The following is an 18865-nucleotide window of genomic DNA, read 5'->3' as shown; positions in this document are numbered from 1 at the left end:
CCTAAGGATAAGAGCATTCTATTTCCATAGGATATTACTGGGAATAGCATACGGATTCGTCTTAATAGACTTCTTTGCCTCTAACAAAAAAATCCCGTTCCTTTTCAAGAACGGGATTCGATAAATAATAGCTGGTTAATTAATAACGGCTTGTTACGTAAGATTCGAAACCGCCATCAGTAGAAACTTTGAAAGTGATGTTTCCATTTGGTTTAGCGATATCAAAAATCTTGTGAAGACCTTGAGGATTGTCGATTCTTTCAGAGTGGATCAATTGATCACCATCGAAAATAGAAACAGACACTTCTTTTGCTTCAAGGTTACTTACCAATAATCTGTACTTGTTTTCACCCATTTTAGTTACTCTAGAGAATACTTCTGGAGTTTCAGCTACGAATGTATCGAAAGATGCAGTTCTTATTACACCAGATTCATCCAATACCTCAACTTCATAAGTTCCTTCAGGAAGAGCATTCAAGTCATATCTTTTAGCGAAAGCTTCTTCTTTGTTGATTTTGTCTCTCATTACCAATCTATCTTGAGAATCAGTAATTTTAACAATCACAGTACCTTGTGGTACAGCAGCATAAGTTACTGCTACCTTTTTAGCTTCAGTTTGTCTGATGTTGACAACTTTGTCTTGATCAGTTGCAAATGCTCCTGTTGCGATCCCCGCAGCAAAAAGCAAAGAGAATAATTTTTTCATATTAATAATTGGTTTAATAGGTTTTTAAATTCTTATGTGTAACCTCTGGATGGCCGTTTCATCTAGGGGGGATATTTTGGGGTTACAGGGTCGTCTAGATCTTGTCCGGACATTGTTTACTCTACAAAGGTAGCTAACGGAATCTGTTTTGCAAATGTTTCAACAAAAAATACTTTTCATTAATGATTCCTTAAGAATTATAACTATTTGTTAACGATAATACATTTTTCTTTCGCTATCGATTGCGAAACTCGTTTCATTTCGAATTTTGTCACTTCAACAGAATTTTATGTATTTTTTTATTTATTTTACAAAATGATGTAATGACATGAATTTCAATTTTCCTCAGAAAAAAATAGTTATTTGGTAAAAAAAAATTTAAAAAAGTTTTGAAACACTTAAAAACTAAAGCTTTATGAACAAAATTCTGATATTCCGGATAAATTTTTAGACTTAAATTCCACAATATTCCTCCCCATAATTCCTTTACAAAAAAAGAGCCGTCATTTTCACGACAGCTCTCCTTAGATCATACTTAAATACTATTAATGTATTCCTTTACTGGTAGCTCTTGCCACCGTCTCTGAATCAAATTCTCCCTTTAGCTCCACCACCATTAAATCACCTTCATCTCCGCCTACTAAAACGACTAGATCAGAAATCGTCTTATTCCCTTTTGAATAGACCAATACTCCACCTTTTCCTTCGGAAGCTTCCATCAACAATTCATAGCGTTCTCTTTCAAGACCTTTTTGGAGAGCTTTGAATTCTGCCCGATCCTGATCAATATTATCTGGAAGGGTGAAAAAGTTTAATTTCTCCACAGATTTGGCTACCGTCGCCATATCATTTTTGTCCATATCTATTTTAAAGCCTTCTGCGAAGTTCATAAAATTGCCTCCTAACTCCAGGTGGAAAAAGTCTTCATCTCCTTTATATTTTTCATAAAGGGCCTTTACGCTTTTACTTTGGGCTTGAACAGCCATTACTGATCCTATCAGCATTAAGGTTAAAATAATTCTTTTCATGTGTAATAAGGTTTAGTTTTCTATTAATTATTTTCTTTAGACCCTTTATTATAAGAGTCCATTCCAGGGATGTCGGTTTTTTCTGCTAGCATATTTAAATCCTCATAGGTAAAAGCTCCCAGCATAGAGAGTAAAGTGAATTGACCTCCCTTATCACCGGACAACATCAATAATTCCCGAACCAAGCCACCCTCTTCCCTTACCATAAACTTGAGACTGGAGCCTTTATCCTGCACATCCATTAGTTCCTCGTATTTATTTTTGGTCAAAGTACTCATGGCCTCATTATATAGTGTCTGCCCATTGACCTCCTCTGAACTCAAAATCCGGATTCCCTTCACTTTTTGAATCAGGGTGCCTAAATCTTCTGCATCCTGATCATTGTCGGAATTGTTCTTTAAAAATCCTCCAGCCATCTGCATCATTTTAGGAGAAATGTATACACGGGAAAACCTGTCATCTTCCATATAATTGGAAAAGAACTTTTGAATCGCGTCGTCTTGAGCCTGGGCTTTGAATACCAAAGACAAGAGTAGAATCGGAATTATCAGAATTTTTTTCATGGTTCTATTTTTTAACTGTACCAAATAGTTGGTTTGTGGTATTCAAGTATTTTATTTCGTTCATGACCTCAAGCTGTTCCTGCCCTTTGGCCATATTGGTTTGAATCAATGCAAAGGCCTGCATCACTTCTTGATATGCTTGTTCCTCTTGCTGCTTTTGTTCGTAAGCTCTCCACCCTACAAAAGAAGCTGTGAAAATGACTACTGAAGCGGCCCAACTCAACCAGCGGGAGTTTAACTTTCTCACTTTTGCCTTTGGGATAAATAGATTTTTAGGCTCTTCTTTTCCATAATCCTCGACCATCCCAAAGTATTCCTTCTCCCTTTCAAATTCAGATTGACTTCCCAGAAGTAGTTTTAATTCTTTCTCATCCTCAAGAGTAGTGTCTCCCTCCCAATATTTTCCTAGCAAATATTCTATACGATCTTTCATCCTCTTTCCTTTAATGATATCATGCGCTCTCTAATCTTCGTTCTTGCTCTATGTAGATTGACCTTTACCTGTTCCAAACTGATATCCAGGTAATCTGAAATCTCCTCATAACTCATTCCCTCCACTTCTCTCAACTGGAAAATCTCCTGTTGTTTCAAAGGAAGATCCTTTACTAAAATCATCACTTTTCTCACAGATTCTTTAGCCTCCTCATCGACAGCCTCAGAAGTTTGTATTTCCTCCAAACCATCCAATGACTCCAGTTTATTGGACGTTCTGTAATACATCAGCACCTCATTTTTCAAACTTTTCACTAACCATCCAGATAGATTTGGATGGTTTGTCAATTCCTCTTCCTTTTGAAAAGATTTTTCGAATACATTTTGAATCATATCCTCAGCCAAAGCCCTATCTCTAATCCAGAGGTAAACCAATCGGTAGAGTTTCGATCTCTTTGGCCAGATATGTGTTTCAAAAAATGACTTCATTTTGTTAGGTGATGCATCAAAACTTGAAATGTTACACTTTTGGTGAAAAAAAATTTAAAATATTTAGAAATTAATGATTTCATGAGACTTATAGCAACATATCTATCCATCTTTCTTTAAGTCGAGTCTATTTCTCTAATTTAATTTTTAGAGAAATTTAGTATGCATGCAGAGTATTTATTACTTTGCATTAGTTAAAAATGAATGGAAATGAGAATCGAAAACACAAAAATTGGCATAAAAAAAGCCCCGTCTTTCGACAGGGCCTGTGGTGATGAGTGGATTCGAACCACCGACTCACGGATTTTCAGTCCGATGCTCTACCAACTGAGCTACATCACCTTCTTGTAAAGTGATGCAAAGGTAGGTATTTGAGTTTTTGTTCCAAATCATTTGAAGAAAAAAATATAGGTTTAAATAGAAGAAAATCGCTAAACTCATCAATATGAGCTTTTTACCTCAAGTAATATTTTTGATAATTTTTGGAGCCGCTGCATGGTTCCTGAGCAAAAGGGTGAAATTCCTTCGGAGAAACATTCTTTTAGGCAAAAGTGAAACTAGAAATGATCAACCAGAAGTACGATGGAAGACCATGTTACTGGTTGCATTTGGCCAGCAGAAGATGTTTAAACGATTTATCCCTGCCATCCTCCATTTATTCGTTTATGTTGGATTTATCATTATCAATCTGGAAGTTTTGGAATTTGTCTTGGATGGAATTTTAGGAACCCATAGGCTATTTGCCCCATTCTTGGGAAGCTTTTACGTAGCTGCGATGAATTTCTTTGAATTCCTAGCCGTAGCAGTTCTCTTCTCTTGTATCGTATTCTTGATTCGAAGAAACATCCTGAAAGTGGAACGCTTTACAAAACCTGAAATGAAAGGTTGGCCAGCCTTAGACGGAAATTTAATCCTAGTAATCGAAATTATTTTGATGCTGGCAATCCTGACCATGAATGCCACAGATCAAATTTTAGCTGATCGTGGAGAATCGCATTATTTGGCATTAGGAGGCTTGGCATTCAGTGGCATCATCCAACCGCTATTCGAAACCATGGACGATGCCACTTTGATTTTCATAGAACGATTTGCATGGTGGTTTCACATTGTTGGAATTTTGGCTTTTGCCGTTTATGTCACTTATTCGAAGCACCTTCATATATTCTTAGCCTTCCCCAACACCTGGTACTCCAATTTGAAACCAAAAGGTGAAATGAGCAATATGCCTGAAGTCACCAATGAAGTGAATATGATGTTTGGGAATTCCTTCAGAAACTCCTTCTGACCCGCCTGCCGAAATCGCCAGGTTTGGAGCGAAAGACATCAATGACCTTTCTTGGATCAACGTGTTGAATGCTTATTCCTGTACAGAATGCGGACGTTGTACTTCTGAGTGTCCAGCAAATTTGACTGGCAAAAAGCTCTCCCCAAGAAAAATTATGATGGATGTAAGGGATCGGGCAGAAGAGGTTGGAAAAAGCCTAGATACCGGGGGCAAGGGATTAGAAGACGGAAAGTCCTTATTGGGGGATTATATCAGCCAAGAAGAAATCAATGCCTGTACCAGCTGTAATGCTTGTGTGGAAGCATGTCCAGTGAATATTGATCCACTTTCCATCATTCTTCAAATGAGAAGATATGTGGCCATGGAAGAATCTGGATCCCCAGCACAATGGAATGCGATGTTCCAGAACATGGAAACCAGTTTTTCCCCCTGGAAATTCAGTCCTTCCGATCGATTCAACTGGGCAGAGAAAGTGAAAGAAGAAGAAATGAAGTGATTTCAGATAACGGAACTTGAATAAAGTCTCCAGGTTCCATTTTTAGCAAAAAATACATTAAAATATATGTCTACCTATCAAGTACCAACCATGGCCGAAATGGCCGGAAAAGGCGAAACTCCAGAAGTATTGTTCTGGGTAGGTTGTGCCGGTTCTTTTGATGAGCGATACAAGGCCGTAACTCAGGCTTTTGTTAAAATATTGAATAAAGTAGGAGTGAGTTTTGCCGTTTTGGGACCAGAAGAGGCTTGCACAGGAGATCCTGCAAGAAGAGCTGGAAATGAATTTTTATTCCAAATGCAAGCAGTAGCAAACATTCAGGTCTTAAATGGTTATGAAGTAAAAAAGGTAGTGACCGCTTGCCCTCATTGCTTTAATACTATTAAAAATGAATACCCTGCCCTGGGAGGCAACTACGAAGTAATTCACCATTCCCAATTTCTTCAGCAACTGATAAACGAGGGCAAAGTGACTTTAAAAGGAGGAGGAGAATTCAAAGGCAAAAAGATCACGTTCCATGATTCCTGTTACCTAGGCAGAGCCAACAATGTTTACGAAGCTCCAAGAGAAGTGATTAAAGCGTTGGACGTGGAACTGGTAGAAATGAAGCGTTGTAAAACTAAAGGACTTTGTTGTGGAGCTGGAGGAGCTCAGATGTTTAAAGAGCCAGAACTTGGCAAAAAAGACATTAATGTGGAAAGAACGGAAGAAGCATTGGCTACTGGAGCCCAGGCCATTGCAGTAGGTTGCCCTTTTTGTTTAACCATGATGACAGATGGCGTAAAGAACAAAGAGAAAGAAGAAGAAGTAAAAGTCTATGACCTTGCGGAGATGATCGCTAGGGAAATGGGAATATGATTGAATCAGATTGAATCAATTTGACCCTTTTTGCCGTTAGGTAGAAAGGGTTTTTCTTTGCCTAAATAAATTTGAATTATGTACGTTGATTTTAATAAAATGCCTGAGAATTCAAGAGTTTGGGTATATCAGGCTGAGCGGACTTTAAATGAACAGGAAGCATCTCAATTAAAAAGTAGGCTAACTGCCTTTTGTGAAGGCTGGAATACCCATGGAAACCTGATGCCTACTTCTTTTGATTTGATTGAAAACCAGATCATCCTGCTGGCAGTGGACGAAAGCAATTTAGGAGCAAGTGGTTGTTCGATTGATAGTTCAGTCCGAGTGCTTCGTGAATTGGAAGCTTCCTTGGGAATTGACCTGACCAATCAGGGAAAAGTGAGTTACAAAAATGACCAAACAATTAAAGTTTCCCCGGCTCTGGGAATCAAACAAAAAGTCCTTGCGGGGAAATCTCCGTAGATACGGAGGTAATAAACCCATTGATAAAGGAAAAATCACATTTAAATCAGCTATGGATTCCCGCAAAGTCTAGTTGGTTAAACAAATTTTTCCCAAATTAATTAGTAATATTCAGCTTAGATAGATCATCAATAGCCCTTTCAGATGAAAAACCATTTTTTGTGGATCACCTTTATTCTCTTAATGAGCTTGAACGCTTGTAAAAGCCTTCAAGAAAAAGCCAATGATCAGTTCCTTTCCGGTCAATACCAATATGCCATCAACTCTTATTCCCAGATTTTGGAGTCGGATCCTGATAATCAAGAGGCTAATTTGGCAGTGGCCGAAAGTTTCAGACTTTCAAATAGGATTGAGGACGCAGGGCCTTATTATGAAAAACTGGTAGAAGAAGATCCTTCATTTGACCTTCTTTTCCGTCTTGGCCAAAGTTTAAAAGCACAAGAAAAAGATGAGGAGGCCATAGAAGCGTTTGAAAAGGCAAAAGGGTTTACCCAAGATGAAAGTTTACTAGCAGAGACCCAGAGGCAAATTGAAGCGATTAACTTAGCAAATGGGATTGAGGAATATTTCCCGAATTATGTGCTCGTCAATTACAATGAATTGAATACCCCTGGAGCAGATTATGCGCCTGTGACCAATGAAAATTTCATTTATTTCACTTCTGGACGAAGAGCATCAGGAATTTATCCTGCGGATGGATCTCCTTATACCAAACTGTTTAGAACAAGAGCTGAGGGATTGAGAGTAGATGTGGGAAACATCCAGACTTTACCGAATTCCAAAATGAAGAGGGGTTAAATCAGGCTGCCATAGCTATCAGTCCTGACGGAAACACCATCATTTACGCCAGAGGGAATTCTACCTCTCCTAAAGACCTTCCTGAAACAGCGCTCTTTGCCTCCTATTTCAGAGGATCTGGATTTACTCAGCCCATTTGGATGCCAGTTAATGAAGACGAGTTTTGGTGGAATTCCACCCCCGCTTTTAGCCCAGATGGAGAGGAACTATATTTTGCATCCAATAGACCAGGAGGATATGGAGGCATTGACCTGTATAAAGCGACAAAACTAGCAAATGGTGATTTTGGGAATCCGGTCAATTTAGGCCCAAATGTAAATACCCCCGAAATGAAATGTTTCCAAGGCTCACTGCGGATGGTAAATTCTTCTTTTCATCAGATGGTCATCCTGGATATGGTAAACTGGATTTATTCGTAGCTGAAAAAGATGCTTCAGGAAATCAAGTAATCAAAAACCTGGGAGAAAACTTTAATTCTCCAGCAGATGATTTTGGGATTTTCTTTACCAATTACCCGAAAGAAGGTTTTATCTCTTCAAATCGTGAAGGTGGAGTTGGAGACGATGATATTTACTTCTTTGAAGACAAGACTCCAAAACCAAAAATTGTCAATGTGTTACTTAATGTATACACCAAGCAACGAGTTGCAGGTGAACCAGATGCAGTGCTGGAACAAGCACGTGTAGTTCTATATGATGATAATAATGAGCAGTCCGGAGGGGATTTTTCCAATTCAAATGGCCGTGTGAGATTCACCTTAGAGCCTAATGCAGATTTCACAATCATAGCCTCTAAAACCGGTTATTTCTCCAAGTCAATACCCTATACCACAGTGGGAAAAACTCCTAATCCCGAAGACTTAATTCAGGAAGTAACCAATATCACCCTAGACACGACGATTGTTTTAGATCAGTTGATCTTAGAGAAGTCCATCGTGTTAGAAAACATCTATTATGACCTAGACAAAGCAGATATCCGCCCAGATGCTGCGGTTGAATTGGATAAATTGGTTCAAATCCTGAAAGATAATCCATCGATAAAAATAGAATTGAGTTCCCATACGGATGATCGATCATCTGACGAATATAACCTAGACTTGTCCCAGCGAAGAGCTCAATCAGCAGTTGATTACTTGGTATCTCAAGGTATCAGTAGGGATAGATTAGTGGCGAAGGGATACGGTGAAAGTCAGTTGATCATCCAAAATGCAACTACTGAAGAAGAGCATCAGGTAAACAGAAGAACTGAATTCAAGGTCATAGAAATTATAGAGTAAATACCATGGAAAAATGATAAAAGTGGTCAAGTTGGAATACAAACCCAATTCTGACCACTTTTCTCTTTTCAAGTTTTCCTAAACTTACTCCCGAATTGATAGGGAATACTTAACTTTGCAGCTATGAACGAGCGATACATGCAGCGCGGAGTTTCCGCCTCCAAAGAAGATGTACATCAGGCCATTTCAAAACTTGACAAGGGTCTCTATCCAAAAGCCTTTTGTAAGATCGTGGAAGACACCCTTGGAAACGATCCAGCCTACTGCAACATCATGCATGCTGATGGAGCAGGCACCAAGTCATCCTTAGCCTATTCTTATTGGAAAGAAACTGGGGATTTGAGCGTTTGGAAAGGAATTGCTCAAGACGCGATCATCATGAACACAGATGATTTGCTATGTGTAGGTGCGATCAATAATATTTTGGTTTCCTCTACCATTGGAAGAAATAAAAACCTCGTTCCCGGTGAAGTAATTTCCGCCATCATCGAAGGCACTGAAGAAGTACTTCAGATGCTCAGAGACAATGGAGTCAATGCGGTACTTACAGGTGGAGAAACAGCAGACGTAGGGGATTTGGTCAGAACCATCATTGTAGATAGCACGGTCACCTGTAGAATGCGAAGAGACGAAGTGATTTCTAACGATACCATTCAAGCAGGAGACGTAATTGTAGGATTAGCCTCTTATGGTCAGGCTAAATATGAGAGCTCTTACAATGGAGGAATGGGTAGCAATGGACTGACCTCTGCAAGACATGATGTTTTCAATAAAGTATTAAAAACCAAATATCCTGAAAGCTTTGACCCTTCTGTCCCTGAAGACTTGGTGTATTCAGGAAAATACAATTTGACAGATGCAGCTCCAGGCTCTCCAGTAAATATTGGAAAGTTGGTGCTTTCTCCTACCCGAACTTATGCTCCAATCATGGTAGATGTATTAAATTATATGAGATCCAGAATCCATGGTTTGGTACATTGTAGCGGAGGGGCACAAACCAAAGTGTTGCATTTTGTAGAAGATGTACATGTCATCAAGGATAATCTATTTGAAACTCCCCCTATTCAATATCATCCAAGAAGAAAGTGGTACAGATTGGAAAGAAATGTACAAAGTATTCAATATGGGACATAGAATGGAAGTCTATCTGGATGAACGATATGCAGAGGAAATCATTGATATCGCAGAATCTTATGGGGTAGATGCTCAAATCATTGGTAGAGTGGAGCCACATGAGGGGGAAAAAAAGTCACCATAAAAAGCCCTTACGGAGTCTTTGAATATTAATCAATAATGGCAATTAAAAAGCTGGCGTATAACTTAGGGAAAATCCTTTTTGGGATTTTCCTTTTTGTTTTTTGGTAGCCATATCCACCTTGACGAGAGTGGATAGATCTCCAATCGAGGAACAGGAATTTTATAAAGAAACGATTGCGGATTTAGAGCAGCTCCAACTACAGGGCTCCGAAACTTCAGTTTGGCTAGCTGGTTGGGGCAAATCCAATATGACACCGGATGAACCCGTTGAGCTTGTAGGATATGCCCCTAGAGGGAATTACGAATTTGTTCAAGACAGCAGTTTTGTAAAAGCTTTAGCTCTTAGTAATGGTGAAACAACCGTTGCTTGGTTAAACTATGAATTATTGATTGTTCACCCTCAGCTGGCAAAGGAAATTCAATCAGAGATCCGCAAACAAAGCCTGCCCATTGATCAGGTGGTTTTTACAGCTACCCATACCCATGCAGGAATGGGAGGGTATATGCCTGGCCCTTTAGGAGAAATAGCCTTTGGAGGATACCAAGAGGAAACTGTAGAGCTGATTGTCAACAAAACCTTGACGGCTTTAAACCAAGCACTCGCGACTCAGGACAGCACTACCATTCAATATAAAAAGTAGATGCATCGGGGTTTGTAGCCAATCGTTTCGTCAAAGAAGATCCGATTGAGTCTTCCATAAGACAGCTAATCTTTACCAAGAAGAGCGGAGAAAAAGCCACATTTTTCACCTATTCCGCACATGCAACTATTCTGAGTTCCAAATTCATGGGATTATCAGGAGATTATCCCTATTACTTAATGAAGGATCTGGAAAAAAGGGGTTTGATTTTGCCATGTTTGCTGCTGGCACTGTGGGAAGTCACCGTCCTCTGGCATCGGGGAACAGTCCAGAAAAGGTACAGGAATATGCCCATCAATTGGATTCTGTGATGCAGATCAAAATGACCTATTACTCCACGATTCATACACACCGAATTGAAACAGGTATTTTACCTATTGCCTTAAGGGATCCTCACCTCAGAGTCTCGGACAATCTGAGGATTAGGCCATGGCTTTTTGATTATTTGTTGGGGAAACGAATGTCCATTTCGACATCACCTTAATAGGAAATACCTTGATCATTGCCTCTAGCGGAGAGATTTCAGGAGTATTCTTTGCTGAGTGGGAAAAGCAAGCAAAAGAATATGGCTTAAACCTAATGATTACCACATTCAATGGTGGCTATATGGGATACATTACTCCTGATAAATACTATGATCGGAAGTTTCATGAAGTAAGAGAAATGAACTGGTACGGACCTGGTAATGGGAAATACTATGATGATTTGATTAGGAACATCATCAATAAAGTGGGCCAATAAAAGAGTAGAATTTCCCCCTTTGTCCTATAAATTGGAATAAATGTCCTGCTGCCTAAAGCCAATAGGGTTTTACTTTTGTTTAAACGTAATCAATAATGGACGGGTACAAAGACTCTACTTTGAAAAGCATTTTGAGCTGTAACTGCCCAAAATGTCACCATGGAAAAATGTTTGAGAAAGGAAAAATATCTAAACCCTCAAGCCTTTTTAGGATGAATAAGAGATGTGAAAATTGTCATCAATCTTTTGAGCCGGAACCAGGTTTTTATTTTGGGGCAATGTTCATTAGTTATGCATTTAACACTGCCCTTTTCATTACAGTCTGGATACTTTTGAAAACCTTCTATCCAGACTATTCTTTGACCATGCTTTTGATCACCATCAGTTTGGCTGCAATTCTTGCCTTGCCCATCATATTCCGGTTAAGCAGATCCATTTGGATAGCTATATTTATTCCTTTTAAACAGAAATCAGAACCATCAAGAGACCAGTCTGCAGCGTAGTGTAGGTTTTCGGTAAATTATTTGAGAAATTCAAATATGCCTAAATCCATACTTCCCACGTATCAAATCCCAGATTTTGAAAAAGTTTCTATTGATCCCCAAGAGTATTATTATTCAAGACTAGAAAAACATTTACAGACTCATTTATTTATCCAAAAACCTCACAAACACGATTTTTATATCCTCGTTTTGTTTAGCCATGGAAATGGGACTCATATAATCGATTTTAAATCCTACCTGGTGACCCCCAAATCCATGTTCTTCCTTGCCCCCGGACAAGTTCATTCTTGGACCCTTTCCCCAGATACCAAAGGACATATTCTCTTTTTTAGTCAATCATTTTACACCTCGATATTTAGTCTAGCAAAGCTTAACAACTTTACTTTTTTCAATTCAAATCTAAGTATCCCGGTGCTGAATTTAGAAAGTGCTCAATTCAATCAACTGGCTTCCAACTTTGAAAAAGTTGAAGAAGAGATTGTTCATCCCAATTGGTCAAGCATGGATTTTTTAAAAAGCTATACTAATATCCTTCTGACCATTTCTTATCGATATTATTTAGATCAAAATCCACAGCTTAAAAGTCAAACACCTTATCTCGATCAATTCCAAAAGCTGGAGAAAATCATAGAGGAAGCTTTTTCTGTGCAAAGAGATGTAAACTTTTACGCCTCTCAAATGAACATGAGTTTAAAGCAACTGAACTTACTCACCCAGAAAAAGACAGGAAAACCTATTTCACAACTCTTAATGGAACGGGTCATTCTAGAATCCAAACGGTTGCTGGTACATTCAGATTTAAGCATCTCAGAAATTGCATTCAAATTACTATTTGAAGATCCAAGCTATTTCAGTAGGCTATTCAAAAAGAAGACTTGCTATACTCCTGAAAAATTCAGACTACTTCAACAATCCTCATCCATCTGATTTTTTCCATAATTGGGCTTTTATCCAACCTTTTAAAAAGATCTGTTCTTCTTCTTTTTCCCATAAACATCGTTTGAAAAGCTCCTCATAGTCAGGAATATTTTTCCTTTTATGTTGAGCCATAATCCTGAAAAAGGAAATCATAAAAAATTGCAGCACTTTGTTTTTTAAGGAGGTGGGTTGAAAAAATCCACAAAAAAAATACTGCCTTTTGGGACCAATGATTTCTTCAATTGATCCAACAAATCCATGATTTCTGAATCAAGCATTGTGTCCAAGACAAAATGAAGCCAGATTTCATCATAGGTCTGATCTTCTACCTGCTTAAAATACCCCCATTGAAAGTTTAATGAGCTTTTAGGAAGGTTTTTCTTTGCCAATTCAAGCATAGCTTTCGAAAGCTCCCAATAATCTCCCTGTAAGCCTTCTTGATAAACCTGATAATCTTTCCCATCCCCACCTCCAATAATCAAGACCTTTTTTTTCTTAAATCTGAGATAAAAGAACGTTTAGCTAGGGCCAGCTGATTGCCAAAAACTAATTTGGCTAATCGATTGTAGTAAGTTGCTATAAAACCGTAACTGTCTTTCATCTGTTAAAAATGTAACTTAGTGAAAACCCAAAATAATTTTTTATGAAAAATATATTTAAATCCATTTCAGGCCTCCGTCAAATCCTGTCTAATGTTGACCTTGACCAAATATCAAAACTTTCCCAGAAAGTTGACTTACCCAAAATGGTAAACCTTGTCTCAAAAATGAGTGAGGAAGACCTCTCCAAAATGATGGGAATGCTCAAAGGAGGAAGTAAACCTAAAGTAATCCCTCCTATTAACGGTGATTTTTATGAGCTAGGGAAAAGTTTGCCTCATCATGAACGGGAAATCCAATTGAGAGTTAGGGAGTTTATGGAGAGAGAAATCAAACCCATTGCAAATCACTATTGGAATCGTGCTGAATTCCCCATGCATATTATCCCAAAAATGGCTGAACTTGATATCGCAGGATTAACCTACCAAGGTTACGGATGCCCAGGGCATTCTGCCCTTTTGGAGGGATTTATTGCAATGGAAATGGCAAGAGTCGACACCTCTATGTCTACCTTTTTCGGGGTACAAAGCGGCTTGGCTATGGGATCTATTTATTTATGTGGGTCTGAAGAACAAAAGAAAGAATGGCTTCCTTCCATGCAAAAATTGGAAAAAATCGGAGCTTTTGGGCTAACTGAACCAGAAGTGGGGTCCGGGGTTGCAGGGGGACTTACCACCACCTGCAAAAGGGAAGGTGATGTTTGGGTTTTGAATGGGCAAAAAAAATGGATTGGAAATGCGACTTTTTCCGACATTACGATAATTTGGGCAAGGGATCTAGATGATCAACAAGTCAAAGGCTTTATTGTAAGAAAAGACAACCCTGGGTTTGTAGCTGAGAAATTAGAAGACAAGATGGCGCTGCGAACTGTGCAAAATGCATTGATCACGATGACTAATTGTGAAGTACCAGAATCAGATCGTTTACAAGAAGCCAACTCTTTTAGAGATACTTCCAAAGTACTTCGCATGACCAGGGCAGGAGTAGCTTGGCAAGCTGTAGGTTGCGCAAGAGGCGCTTATGAGTTAGCCTTAGCCTATACCAATGAACGTAAACAGTTTGGTAGACCTATCGCTTCTTTCCAACTGGTTCAAGACATATTGGTAACTATGTTAGGGGATTTAACGGCTATGCAAACCATGGTCTTCCGATTATCTGAAATGCAAGACACCGACCTATTGAAAGATGAACATGCCTCCTTGGCCAAAGTCTTCTGTACTTTAAGAATGCGATCTATTGTGGATCATGCCAGAGAGTTATTTGGTGGCAATGGTATATTGCTGCAACATGATATTGCTCGATTTGTTGCAGACGCAGAAGCTGTCTACAGCTATGAAGGAACCAAAGAAATCAACTCTTTGATCGTTGGCCGTGCGATTACTGGGCACAGTGCGTTTGTCTAATTACCAAACCAAAAGTATCCAGGGAAGAAAGAAGGTTGCCTCCATTCTATATCTAATTTGCGTAGAGCTAAGCTTTGGGTTAAAAAATGTAAGGTAGTGGATCAAGCCCATGATCAAAATGAGGCTGGAAAACACTTTATAAAAAGATGGAAGAAAAATGATTCCACCAAAAAAAACGACTATAATCGCTATGCATAAAATTCGGATTACCTGATTTAATTGATCTTTGGACAACACACTGATCAATGATCCATAACCTGAGGCTTGATCTTTCCCTGCATCCAAGAAAGAAAGCATGATTAAATTGAGGTATGCTAAGGCGATGTACCCTGATGTGATGATTCCAGTTTCCCAAGTCCAATCCAAAAATGAAAACCGGAGAAAGGGAATCAAGGCTATTCCTATGACGTAGAAAATTGCTGTATTCAACTCTTTCAACCAATGAAACCTAGGAGGCAAACCCCGAATGGCCAGCATGACCAATAGGATAATTACACCTAAAATTCCACCAGCGAAAAGCTCTTTTCCAATTCCAAAGACTACGTAGGCTCCATATAGCCCCATCAACACCACAACAACCAAGAAAAACCAAAGCGCTAAACCATGCTTCTGATGAAACCCATGGCGATCCATTTTCGACCCAGTAGGATGTACTCTTGCATCCATCAAATGGTCAAATGTATAAATTGCCCAAACTGCCATTCCTAGCAATGCATAAATGGTCCAATGCAACTGAACTCTCAATAGCCTTGAGAAAAAGAGCATTCCTCCCATTGCAAAAACCACATCCAATGAAAGCCAAGTAAGCCTTTGGTATAATTCTTTTATTGAATTCACGCTTAAAGATACCCACGCATTCGGATTTGACAGATAATGCTTATTTTAAATTTTTCTTTTCCCAAAGTACATTCAGACTCTTAAAAGAATTGGAACTGATTAACCTATAAAAATTGACAAAACCCTAACTCATGAAAAAAACCTATTTGATTTTAACCTTTGCACTGATTTGTAGCTTTTCATTTGCTCAATCCACTCTAAAAGTCGCTTGTGTCGGTAACAGTATTACGCAAGGTCCAGGCAGAGACAACCCCGATAGCTGGCCATTACAAATGCAGGAAATTCTCGGAGATGGCTACGAAGTTGGAAACTTTGGAGTCAGCGGTCGAACTTTGCTTCGGAAAGGTGATTACCCTTATTGGAATGAACCACAATTTCAGGAAGTCAAAGATTTTGCTCCGGATATATTGGTGATTATGCTGGGAACCAATGATTCTAAGCCCCAAAACTGGCAATATGCGAGTGAATTTAGACAAGATTACCTCGATATGATTGCCGAGTTCAGAAAGACCATGCCAGTAGATGGGAAAGTATATGTAATCATGCCTGTTCCGGTAACGAAAGACAATTTTGGAATCACGGCTTCCGTGATGAACAATGAGCAAAGAATGATGATTGTAGATATTGCGCAAGCAGCTAATGCAGAACTAGTAGACTTATATACTCCCTTGATGGACAAAGCTGAATTGCTACCAGATGGTGTTCACCCAAATGTAGAAGGGTTGGGGATTATGGCTGAAGTAATTTCGCGAGCGATTCGGTTGTAATTCCACGTCATTGCGATCCCGAGAATCGGGAGAGGCAATCTCGAGAATTAGAAAACGAATAGTCTCACTTCATTCTCTTCCCAAGTTCCTGTCTTCAGGAACTTTCATTTTACTTTGAGGTTAAAATAGATTTCTTCCTCTGGTCGAAATGACTTTTATCCCCTCTCTAAGGCACATACCATTGTGTCAAAAATAGCTAAAGCCATTCTTTGTAACGATGCAATATTTTAGCCCACGGTTTAAACCGTGGGCTATTTAAATCATTCCTCTATAAAACTAATCTGCTTCCACTCGCTCTCGATGGGATCATTTTGCTGTACAGCGCCTGGTGTACTTCTTCCCTCCTTGATGTATTTAATCAAGAGCGATTTCATAGCAGCAACTTTCTCAGGATTTTCTGCATAAAGGTTTTGAGATTCTGCCGGATCTGATTTCAAATTGTATAGCTGAACATCTGGGAGTTCTGATTCAGCGGGGTCACCTGGTTTAGGAAAGCACCAGCCTCCAGAACCTTTTGCCATGATCAACTTCCAATCCCCTTGTCGGATCGCAAAACTTCCATTGATAGAATGGTGCACTGTGGCTTCTCTAAAGGAACTCACCTCCTTGCCCACATCAAACAACTCCAAAAGACTGTAACTATCTTCCCCTTCATTATCTTTTAAAGAATAGCCAACAATATCAGCACTAGTAGCCATGATATCTGTGAGACAAATGGTTTCATCCCGTGAGGTCCCATTTTGTATTTTCTTTGGCCATTTTGCGATAAAAGGAACTCGATGACCTCCCTCAAAAATATCTGCTTTATGTCCACGGTAGATATAGCTAGAGTAATGTCCCATGGCTTGCATTTTATCGATACCTGCCGCTGGTGAGCCTCCATTGTCACTGGTAAAGATTACTAAGGTATTCTCCTCAATTCCTGCATCCTTGATGGCTTGATTCAATTTTCCCACATAGTCATCAATCATCATCATAAAGTCCCCAAACGGCAATAATCCACTTTTACCCTGCCATTCTTGAGGAGGTAATATAGGAGTATGAGGAGAAGGCAATGCCAAATAAAGGAAAAATGGTTCTTCTTGATTCGCATGTGATTGAATGTATTCTATGGAACGATCAAAGAAATTTGGGGTCACTTCTTCGTGAACAAAATCCGGAGAAGTCGGGCCTTCCCTCCACCATGAATATTCTCCTGTATCAACTGTCACGGTATCCGGTATAGCAGTAGGCATTCCATTTTCAACATACACATAAGGAGCCATATCCAAGGAGCCGGAATGTCCATAAGCATAGTCAAAACCTAAATCATTTGGAGTGTGCGTTACCGCTTTACTAAAATCCAACTGTTCAAAATCATTGGCATCCCAACCTTCACCACTAAGAGAGTCACCTGCAGTCAAAGCCCAGTCCCAACCTAAATGCCATTTACCAATGAATGCCGTTTGATATCCTTTATCATGGAGTACATCCGCAATCGTAGTTCGATCGTCTGGAATTAAAGCTTTCGATTTCCCGGTAAGCACTCCGCTTTTCAGTCTACTTCTCCAATTATACCTTCCGGTCATAAAGCCATATCGAGTAGGAGTACATACTGCTGAAGGAGTATGGGCATCTGTAAAAATCATACCCTCTTTTGCTAGTTGATCAATATGCGGAGTAGGAATCTTACTCTCAGGATTGAAGGCCCCTATATCTCCATAGCCCAAATCATCCGATAATATCACAATGATATTAGGTTTCGAAAGTGAAGCAACCTCTTCTTGATTTTGACAAGAAAAAGTCCCAGAAATAGAATGAAAAAGAAAATGGGGTACTCCTGAGGTTTCATAAATAAGGATAAATAGTACAGGGTTATGATTAAAATACTAATAAACAAAAAAACCACAACTCTTTCGAGCTGTGGTTACGATTGGATCTATTGAAATTAATAATTACCCTAAAGCTTCTGCACCAGCAACGATCTCAAGGATCTCATTGGTAATCGCAGCTTGACGGGTTCTATTGTACATTAATCGAAGTTCTTTCAGCAACTCACCTGCATTTTCTGTCGCCTTATCCATGGCAGTCATTCTTGCCCCATGCTCAGAAGCATTGCTTTCCAATACTGCCTTATATAGTTGGATTTTCAAGGAAGTTGGCACCAACTCTTCAATGATGTAAGTTCTTGAAGGTTCCAAGATATAATCCACTTCAGAAGTTTTCACTTCAGTAGTCTCCTCTTTGGCCATCGGTAAAAACTGTTCTGTTCTTACAATTTGAGTAGCCACATTCTTGAATTCATTGAATACCAGGTATACCTGATCGTAATCCCCTGCAACGAAAGAGCCCATCGCATATTCAGCAGCTAGGCGAACGTTCTCAAAATTTAGGTCTTGGAAGACTTGGTAATAATCTGAAATAACTGGGTATTTCGACTTTTTGAAATACTCATATGACTTTTTACCTAAAGGCAAGATGGTCACATCATATGCAGAAAATTGATCTTTAATAGCTGCATTGGTCGCCTTGATGATATTGGTATTAAAAGCACCACAAAGTCCCTTATCTGAAGTAACAGGGATTAAAAGTACCTTTTTCACCTCACGCTTTTCGGCATAAATAATATCCGCAGCTCCCTCGGATGCTGCAGAAACATTATTCAGGATATTCGTTAACTTTTGAGAATAAGGACGCATTTGGACAATTTTATCCTGCGCTCTTCTCAACTTTGCCGCAGATACCATTTTCATTGCTTTGGTAATCTGCTGGGTAGATACTACCGAGTTAATTCTTTCCTTTACTTCCTTAAGGTTAGCCATCAGTG

The 18865-nt window shown here is 39.2% G+C and carries 18 protein-coding genes, 1 tRNA gene and 3 pseudogenes; 12 read left to right on the top strand and 10 right to left on the bottom strand.

Annotated features, from left to right (window positions below):
- Nucleotides 1–139: 139 nt before the first annotated feature.
- The 6 genes from V8V91_RS18660 to V8V91_RS18635 form a co-directional block, all read right to left on the bottom strand.
- Nucleotides 140–706: a hypothetical protein gene (locus tag V8V91_RS18660; protein ID WP_373396738.1), complete on the bottom strand. Its 567-nt coding sequence runs from the start codon at nucleotides 704–706 to the stop codon at nucleotides 140–142.
- Between the two features lie 545 nt (nucleotides 707–1251).
- Complete coding sequence (locus V8V91_RS18655) at nucleotides 1252–1734, bottom strand: DUF4252 domain-containing protein (RefSeq protein ID WP_373396737.1); 483 nt, start codon at nucleotides 1732–1734, stop codon at nucleotides 1252–1254.
- 23 nt (nucleotides 1735–1757) lie between these two features.
- Nucleotides 1758–2297, bottom strand: a complete 540-nt coding sequence (locus V8V91_RS18650) for a DUF4252 domain-containing protein (RefSeq protein WP_373396736.1) — start codon at nucleotides 2295–2297, stop codon at nucleotides 1758–1760.
- Nucleotides 2298–2301: 4 nt separating this feature from the next.
- On the bottom strand, nucleotides 2302–2730 hold the full coding sequence (locus tag V8V91_RS18645) for a hypothetical protein (RefSeq protein ID WP_373396735.1): 429 nt from the start codon (nucleotides 2728–2730) through the stop codon (nucleotides 2302–2304).
- Nucleotides 2727–3218, bottom strand: coding sequence for an RNA polymerase sigma factor (locus V8V91_RS18640; protein WP_373396734.1), 492 nt, complete (start codon nucleotides 3216–3218; stop codon nucleotides 2727–2729). Before V8V91_RS18640 ends, V8V91_RS18645 begins: the two co-directional genes overlap by 4 nt.
- 269 nt (nucleotides 3219–3487) lie before the next feature.
- A tRNA-Phe gene (locus tag V8V91_RS18635) sits at nucleotides 3488–3560 on the bottom strand.
- Between the two features lie 103 nt (nucleotides 3561–3663).
- Between V8V91_RS18635 and V8V91_RS18630 the strand changes: the two are divergent.
- From V8V91_RS18630 to V8V91_RS18585, 10 genes and pseudogenes are all read left to right on the top strand, one after another.
- Nucleotides 3664–4999, top strand: a pseudogene (locus tag V8V91_RS18630) (4Fe-4S dicluster domain-containing protein).
- Nucleotides 5000–5065: 66 nt separating this feature from the next.
- Nucleotides 5066–5857, top strand: coding sequence for a (Fe-S)-binding protein (locus V8V91_RS18625; protein WP_373396733.1), 792 nt, complete (start codon nucleotides 5066–5068; stop codon nucleotides 5855–5857).
- A 99-nt stretch (nucleotides 5858–5956) separates the two neighbouring features.
- On the top strand, nucleotides 5957–6319 hold the full coding sequence (locus V8V91_RS18620; RefSeq protein ID WP_373396732.1) for a hypothetical protein: 363 nt from the start codon (nucleotides 5957–5959) through the stop codon (nucleotides 6317–6319).
- Between the two features lie 144 nt (nucleotides 6320–6463).
- Nucleotides 6464–8393 (top strand): annotated as a pseudogene (locus V8V91_RS18615) (OmpA family protein).
- A gap of 123 nt (nucleotides 8394–8516) precedes the next feature.
- Nucleotides 8517–9680 (top strand): annotated as a pseudogene (locus V8V91_RS18610) (AIR synthase related protein).
- A gap of 71 nt (nucleotides 9681–9751) precedes the next feature.
- Complete coding sequence (locus V8V91_RS18605; protein WP_373396731.1) at nucleotides 9752–10291, top strand: neutral/alkaline non-lysosomal ceramidase N-terminal domain-containing protein; 540 nt, start codon at nucleotides 9752–9754, stop codon at nucleotides 10289–10291.
- A gap of 214 nt (nucleotides 10292–10505) precedes the next feature.
- A complete protein-coding gene (locus tag V8V91_RS18600) occupies nucleotides 10506–10775 on the top strand; it encodes a hypothetical protein (protein ID WP_373396730.1) in 270 nt (89 codons plus the stop codon).
- An 11-nt stretch (nucleotides 10776–10786) separates the two neighbouring features.
- Nucleotides 10787–11032: a hypothetical protein gene (locus V8V91_RS18595; protein WP_373396729.1), complete on the top strand. Its 246-nt coding sequence runs from the start codon at nucleotides 10787–10789 to the stop codon at nucleotides 11030–11032.
- A gap of 95 nt (nucleotides 11033–11127) precedes the next feature.
- Nucleotides 11128–11535, top strand: coding sequence for a DUF983 domain-containing protein (locus tag V8V91_RS18590; protein WP_373396728.1), 408 nt, complete (start codon nucleotides 11128–11130; stop codon nucleotides 11533–11535).
- 36 nt (nucleotides 11536–11571) lie between these two features.
- Nucleotides 11572–12462, top strand: a complete 891-nt coding sequence (locus V8V91_RS18585) for an AraC family transcriptional regulator (protein ID WP_373396727.1) — start codon at nucleotides 11572–11574, stop codon at nucleotides 12460–12462.
- 167 nt (nucleotides 12463–12629) lie between these two features.
- On the opposite strand, the gene V8V91_RS18580 is transcribed toward V8V91_RS18585, so the two are convergent.
- Complete coding sequence (locus V8V91_RS18580) at nucleotides 12630–12935, bottom strand: methyltransferase domain-containing protein (protein ID WP_373396726.1); 306 nt, start codon at nucleotides 12933–12935, stop codon at nucleotides 12630–12632.
- 161 nt (nucleotides 12936–13096) lie between these two features.
- Here V8V91_RS18580 and V8V91_RS18575 point away from each other — a divergent pair, with 161 nt between their 5' ends.
- The gene (locus V8V91_RS18575) at nucleotides 13097–14455 is read left to right on the top strand and encodes an acyl-CoA dehydrogenase family protein (RefSeq protein ID WP_373396725.1); all 1359 of its coding nucleotides are present in this window, start codon (nucleotides 13097–13099) and stop codon (nucleotides 14453–14455) included.
- Here the strand turns inward: V8V91_RS18575 and V8V91_RS18570 are convergent, their stop codons facing one another.
- Nucleotides 14456–15292, bottom strand: coding sequence for a hypothetical protein (locus V8V91_RS18570; protein WP_373396724.1), 837 nt, complete (start codon nucleotides 15290–15292; stop codon nucleotides 14456–14458).
- A gap of 131 nt (nucleotides 15293–15423) precedes the next feature.
- On the opposite strand from V8V91_RS18570, the gene V8V91_RS18565 reads away from it, so the two are divergent.
- Nucleotides 15424–16059: a GDSL-type esterase/lipase family protein gene (locus V8V91_RS18565; RefSeq protein ID WP_373396723.1), complete on the top strand. Its 636-nt coding sequence runs from the start codon at nucleotides 15424–15426 to the stop codon at nucleotides 16057–16059.
- Nucleotides 16060–16319: 260 nt separating this feature from the next.
- On the opposite strand, the gene V8V91_RS18560 is transcribed toward V8V91_RS18565, so the two are convergent.
- Both V8V91_RS18560 and atpG read right to left on the bottom strand, forming a co-directional pair.
- Nucleotides 16320–17786, bottom strand: a complete 1467-nt coding sequence (locus V8V91_RS18560; RefSeq protein ID WP_373396722.1) for an arylsulfatase — start codon at nucleotides 17784–17786, stop codon at nucleotides 16320–16322.
- 207 nt (nucleotides 17787–17993) lie between these two features.
- Nucleotides 17994–18860, bottom strand: a complete 867-nt coding sequence (gene atpG / locus V8V91_RS18555) for an ATP synthase F1 subunit gamma (protein WP_373396721.1) — start codon at nucleotides 18858–18860, stop codon at nucleotides 17994–17996.
- Nucleotides 18861–18865 lie beyond the last annotated feature (5 nt).

This window comes from Algoriphagus halophilus, assembly GCF_041729275.1.
Taxonomy (GTDB): domain Bacteria; phylum Bacteroidota; class Bacteroidia; order Cytophagales; family Cyclobacteriaceae; genus Algoriphagus; species Algoriphagus halophilus_A.
This window is presented reverse-complemented; position numbering and strand designations above follow the sequence as displayed.

What these genes read in the sequence shown, in the direction of transcription:
- V8V91_RS18660 (WP_373396738.1), bottom strand. Translation starts at nt 706, where the DNA reads ATGAAAAAATTATTCTCTTTGCTTTTTGCTGCGGGGATCGCAACAGGA.
- V8V91_RS18655 (WP_373396737.1), bottom strand. Translation starts at nt 1,734, where the DNA reads ATGAAAAGAATTATTTTAACCTTAATGCTGATAGGATCAGTAATGGCT.
- V8V91_RS18650 (WP_373396736.1), bottom strand. Translation starts at nt 2,297, where the DNA reads ATGAAAAAAATTCTGATAATTCCGATTCTACTCTTGTCTTTGGTATTC.
- V8V91_RS18645 (WP_373396735.1), bottom strand. Translation starts at nt 2,730, where the DNA reads ATGAAAGATCGTATAGAATATTTGCTAGGAAAATATTGGGAGGGAGAC.
- V8V91_RS18640 (WP_373396734.1), bottom strand. Translation starts at nt 3,218, where the DNA reads ATGAAGTCATTTTTTGAAACACATATCTGGCCAAAGAGATCGAAACTC.
- V8V91_RS18625 (WP_373396733.1), top strand. Translation starts at nt 5,066, where the DNA reads ATGTCTACCTATCAAGTACCAACCATGGCCGAAATGGCCGGAAAAGGC.
- V8V91_RS18620 (WP_373396732.1), top strand. Translation starts at nt 5,957, where the DNA reads ATGCCTGAGAATTCAAGAGTTTGGGTATATCAGGCTGAGCGGACTTTA.
- V8V91_RS18600 (WP_373396730.1), top strand. Translation starts at nt 10,506, where the DNA reads ATGTTTGCTGCTGGCACTGTGGGAAGTCACCGTCCTCTGGCATCGGGG.
- V8V91_RS18590 (WP_373396728.1), top strand. Translation starts at nt 11,128, where the DNA reads ATGGACGGGTACAAAGACTCTACTTTGAAAAGCATTTTGAGCTGTAAC.
- V8V91_RS18585 (WP_373396727.1), top strand. Translation starts at nt 11,572, where the DNA reads ATGCCTAAATCCATACTTCCCACGTATCAAATCCCAGATTTTGAAAAA.
- V8V91_RS18575 (WP_373396725.1), top strand. Translation starts at nt 13,097, where the DNA reads ATGAAAAATATATTTAAATCCATTTCAGGCCTCCGTCAAATCCTGTCT.
- V8V91_RS18565 (WP_373396723.1), top strand. Translation starts at nt 15,424, where the DNA reads ATGAAAAAAACCTATTTGATTTTAACCTTTGCACTGATTTGTAGCTTT.
- atpG (WP_373396721.1), bottom strand. Translation starts at nt 18,860, where the DNA reads ATGGCTAACCTTAAGGAAGTAAAGGAAAGAATTAACTCGGTAGTATCT.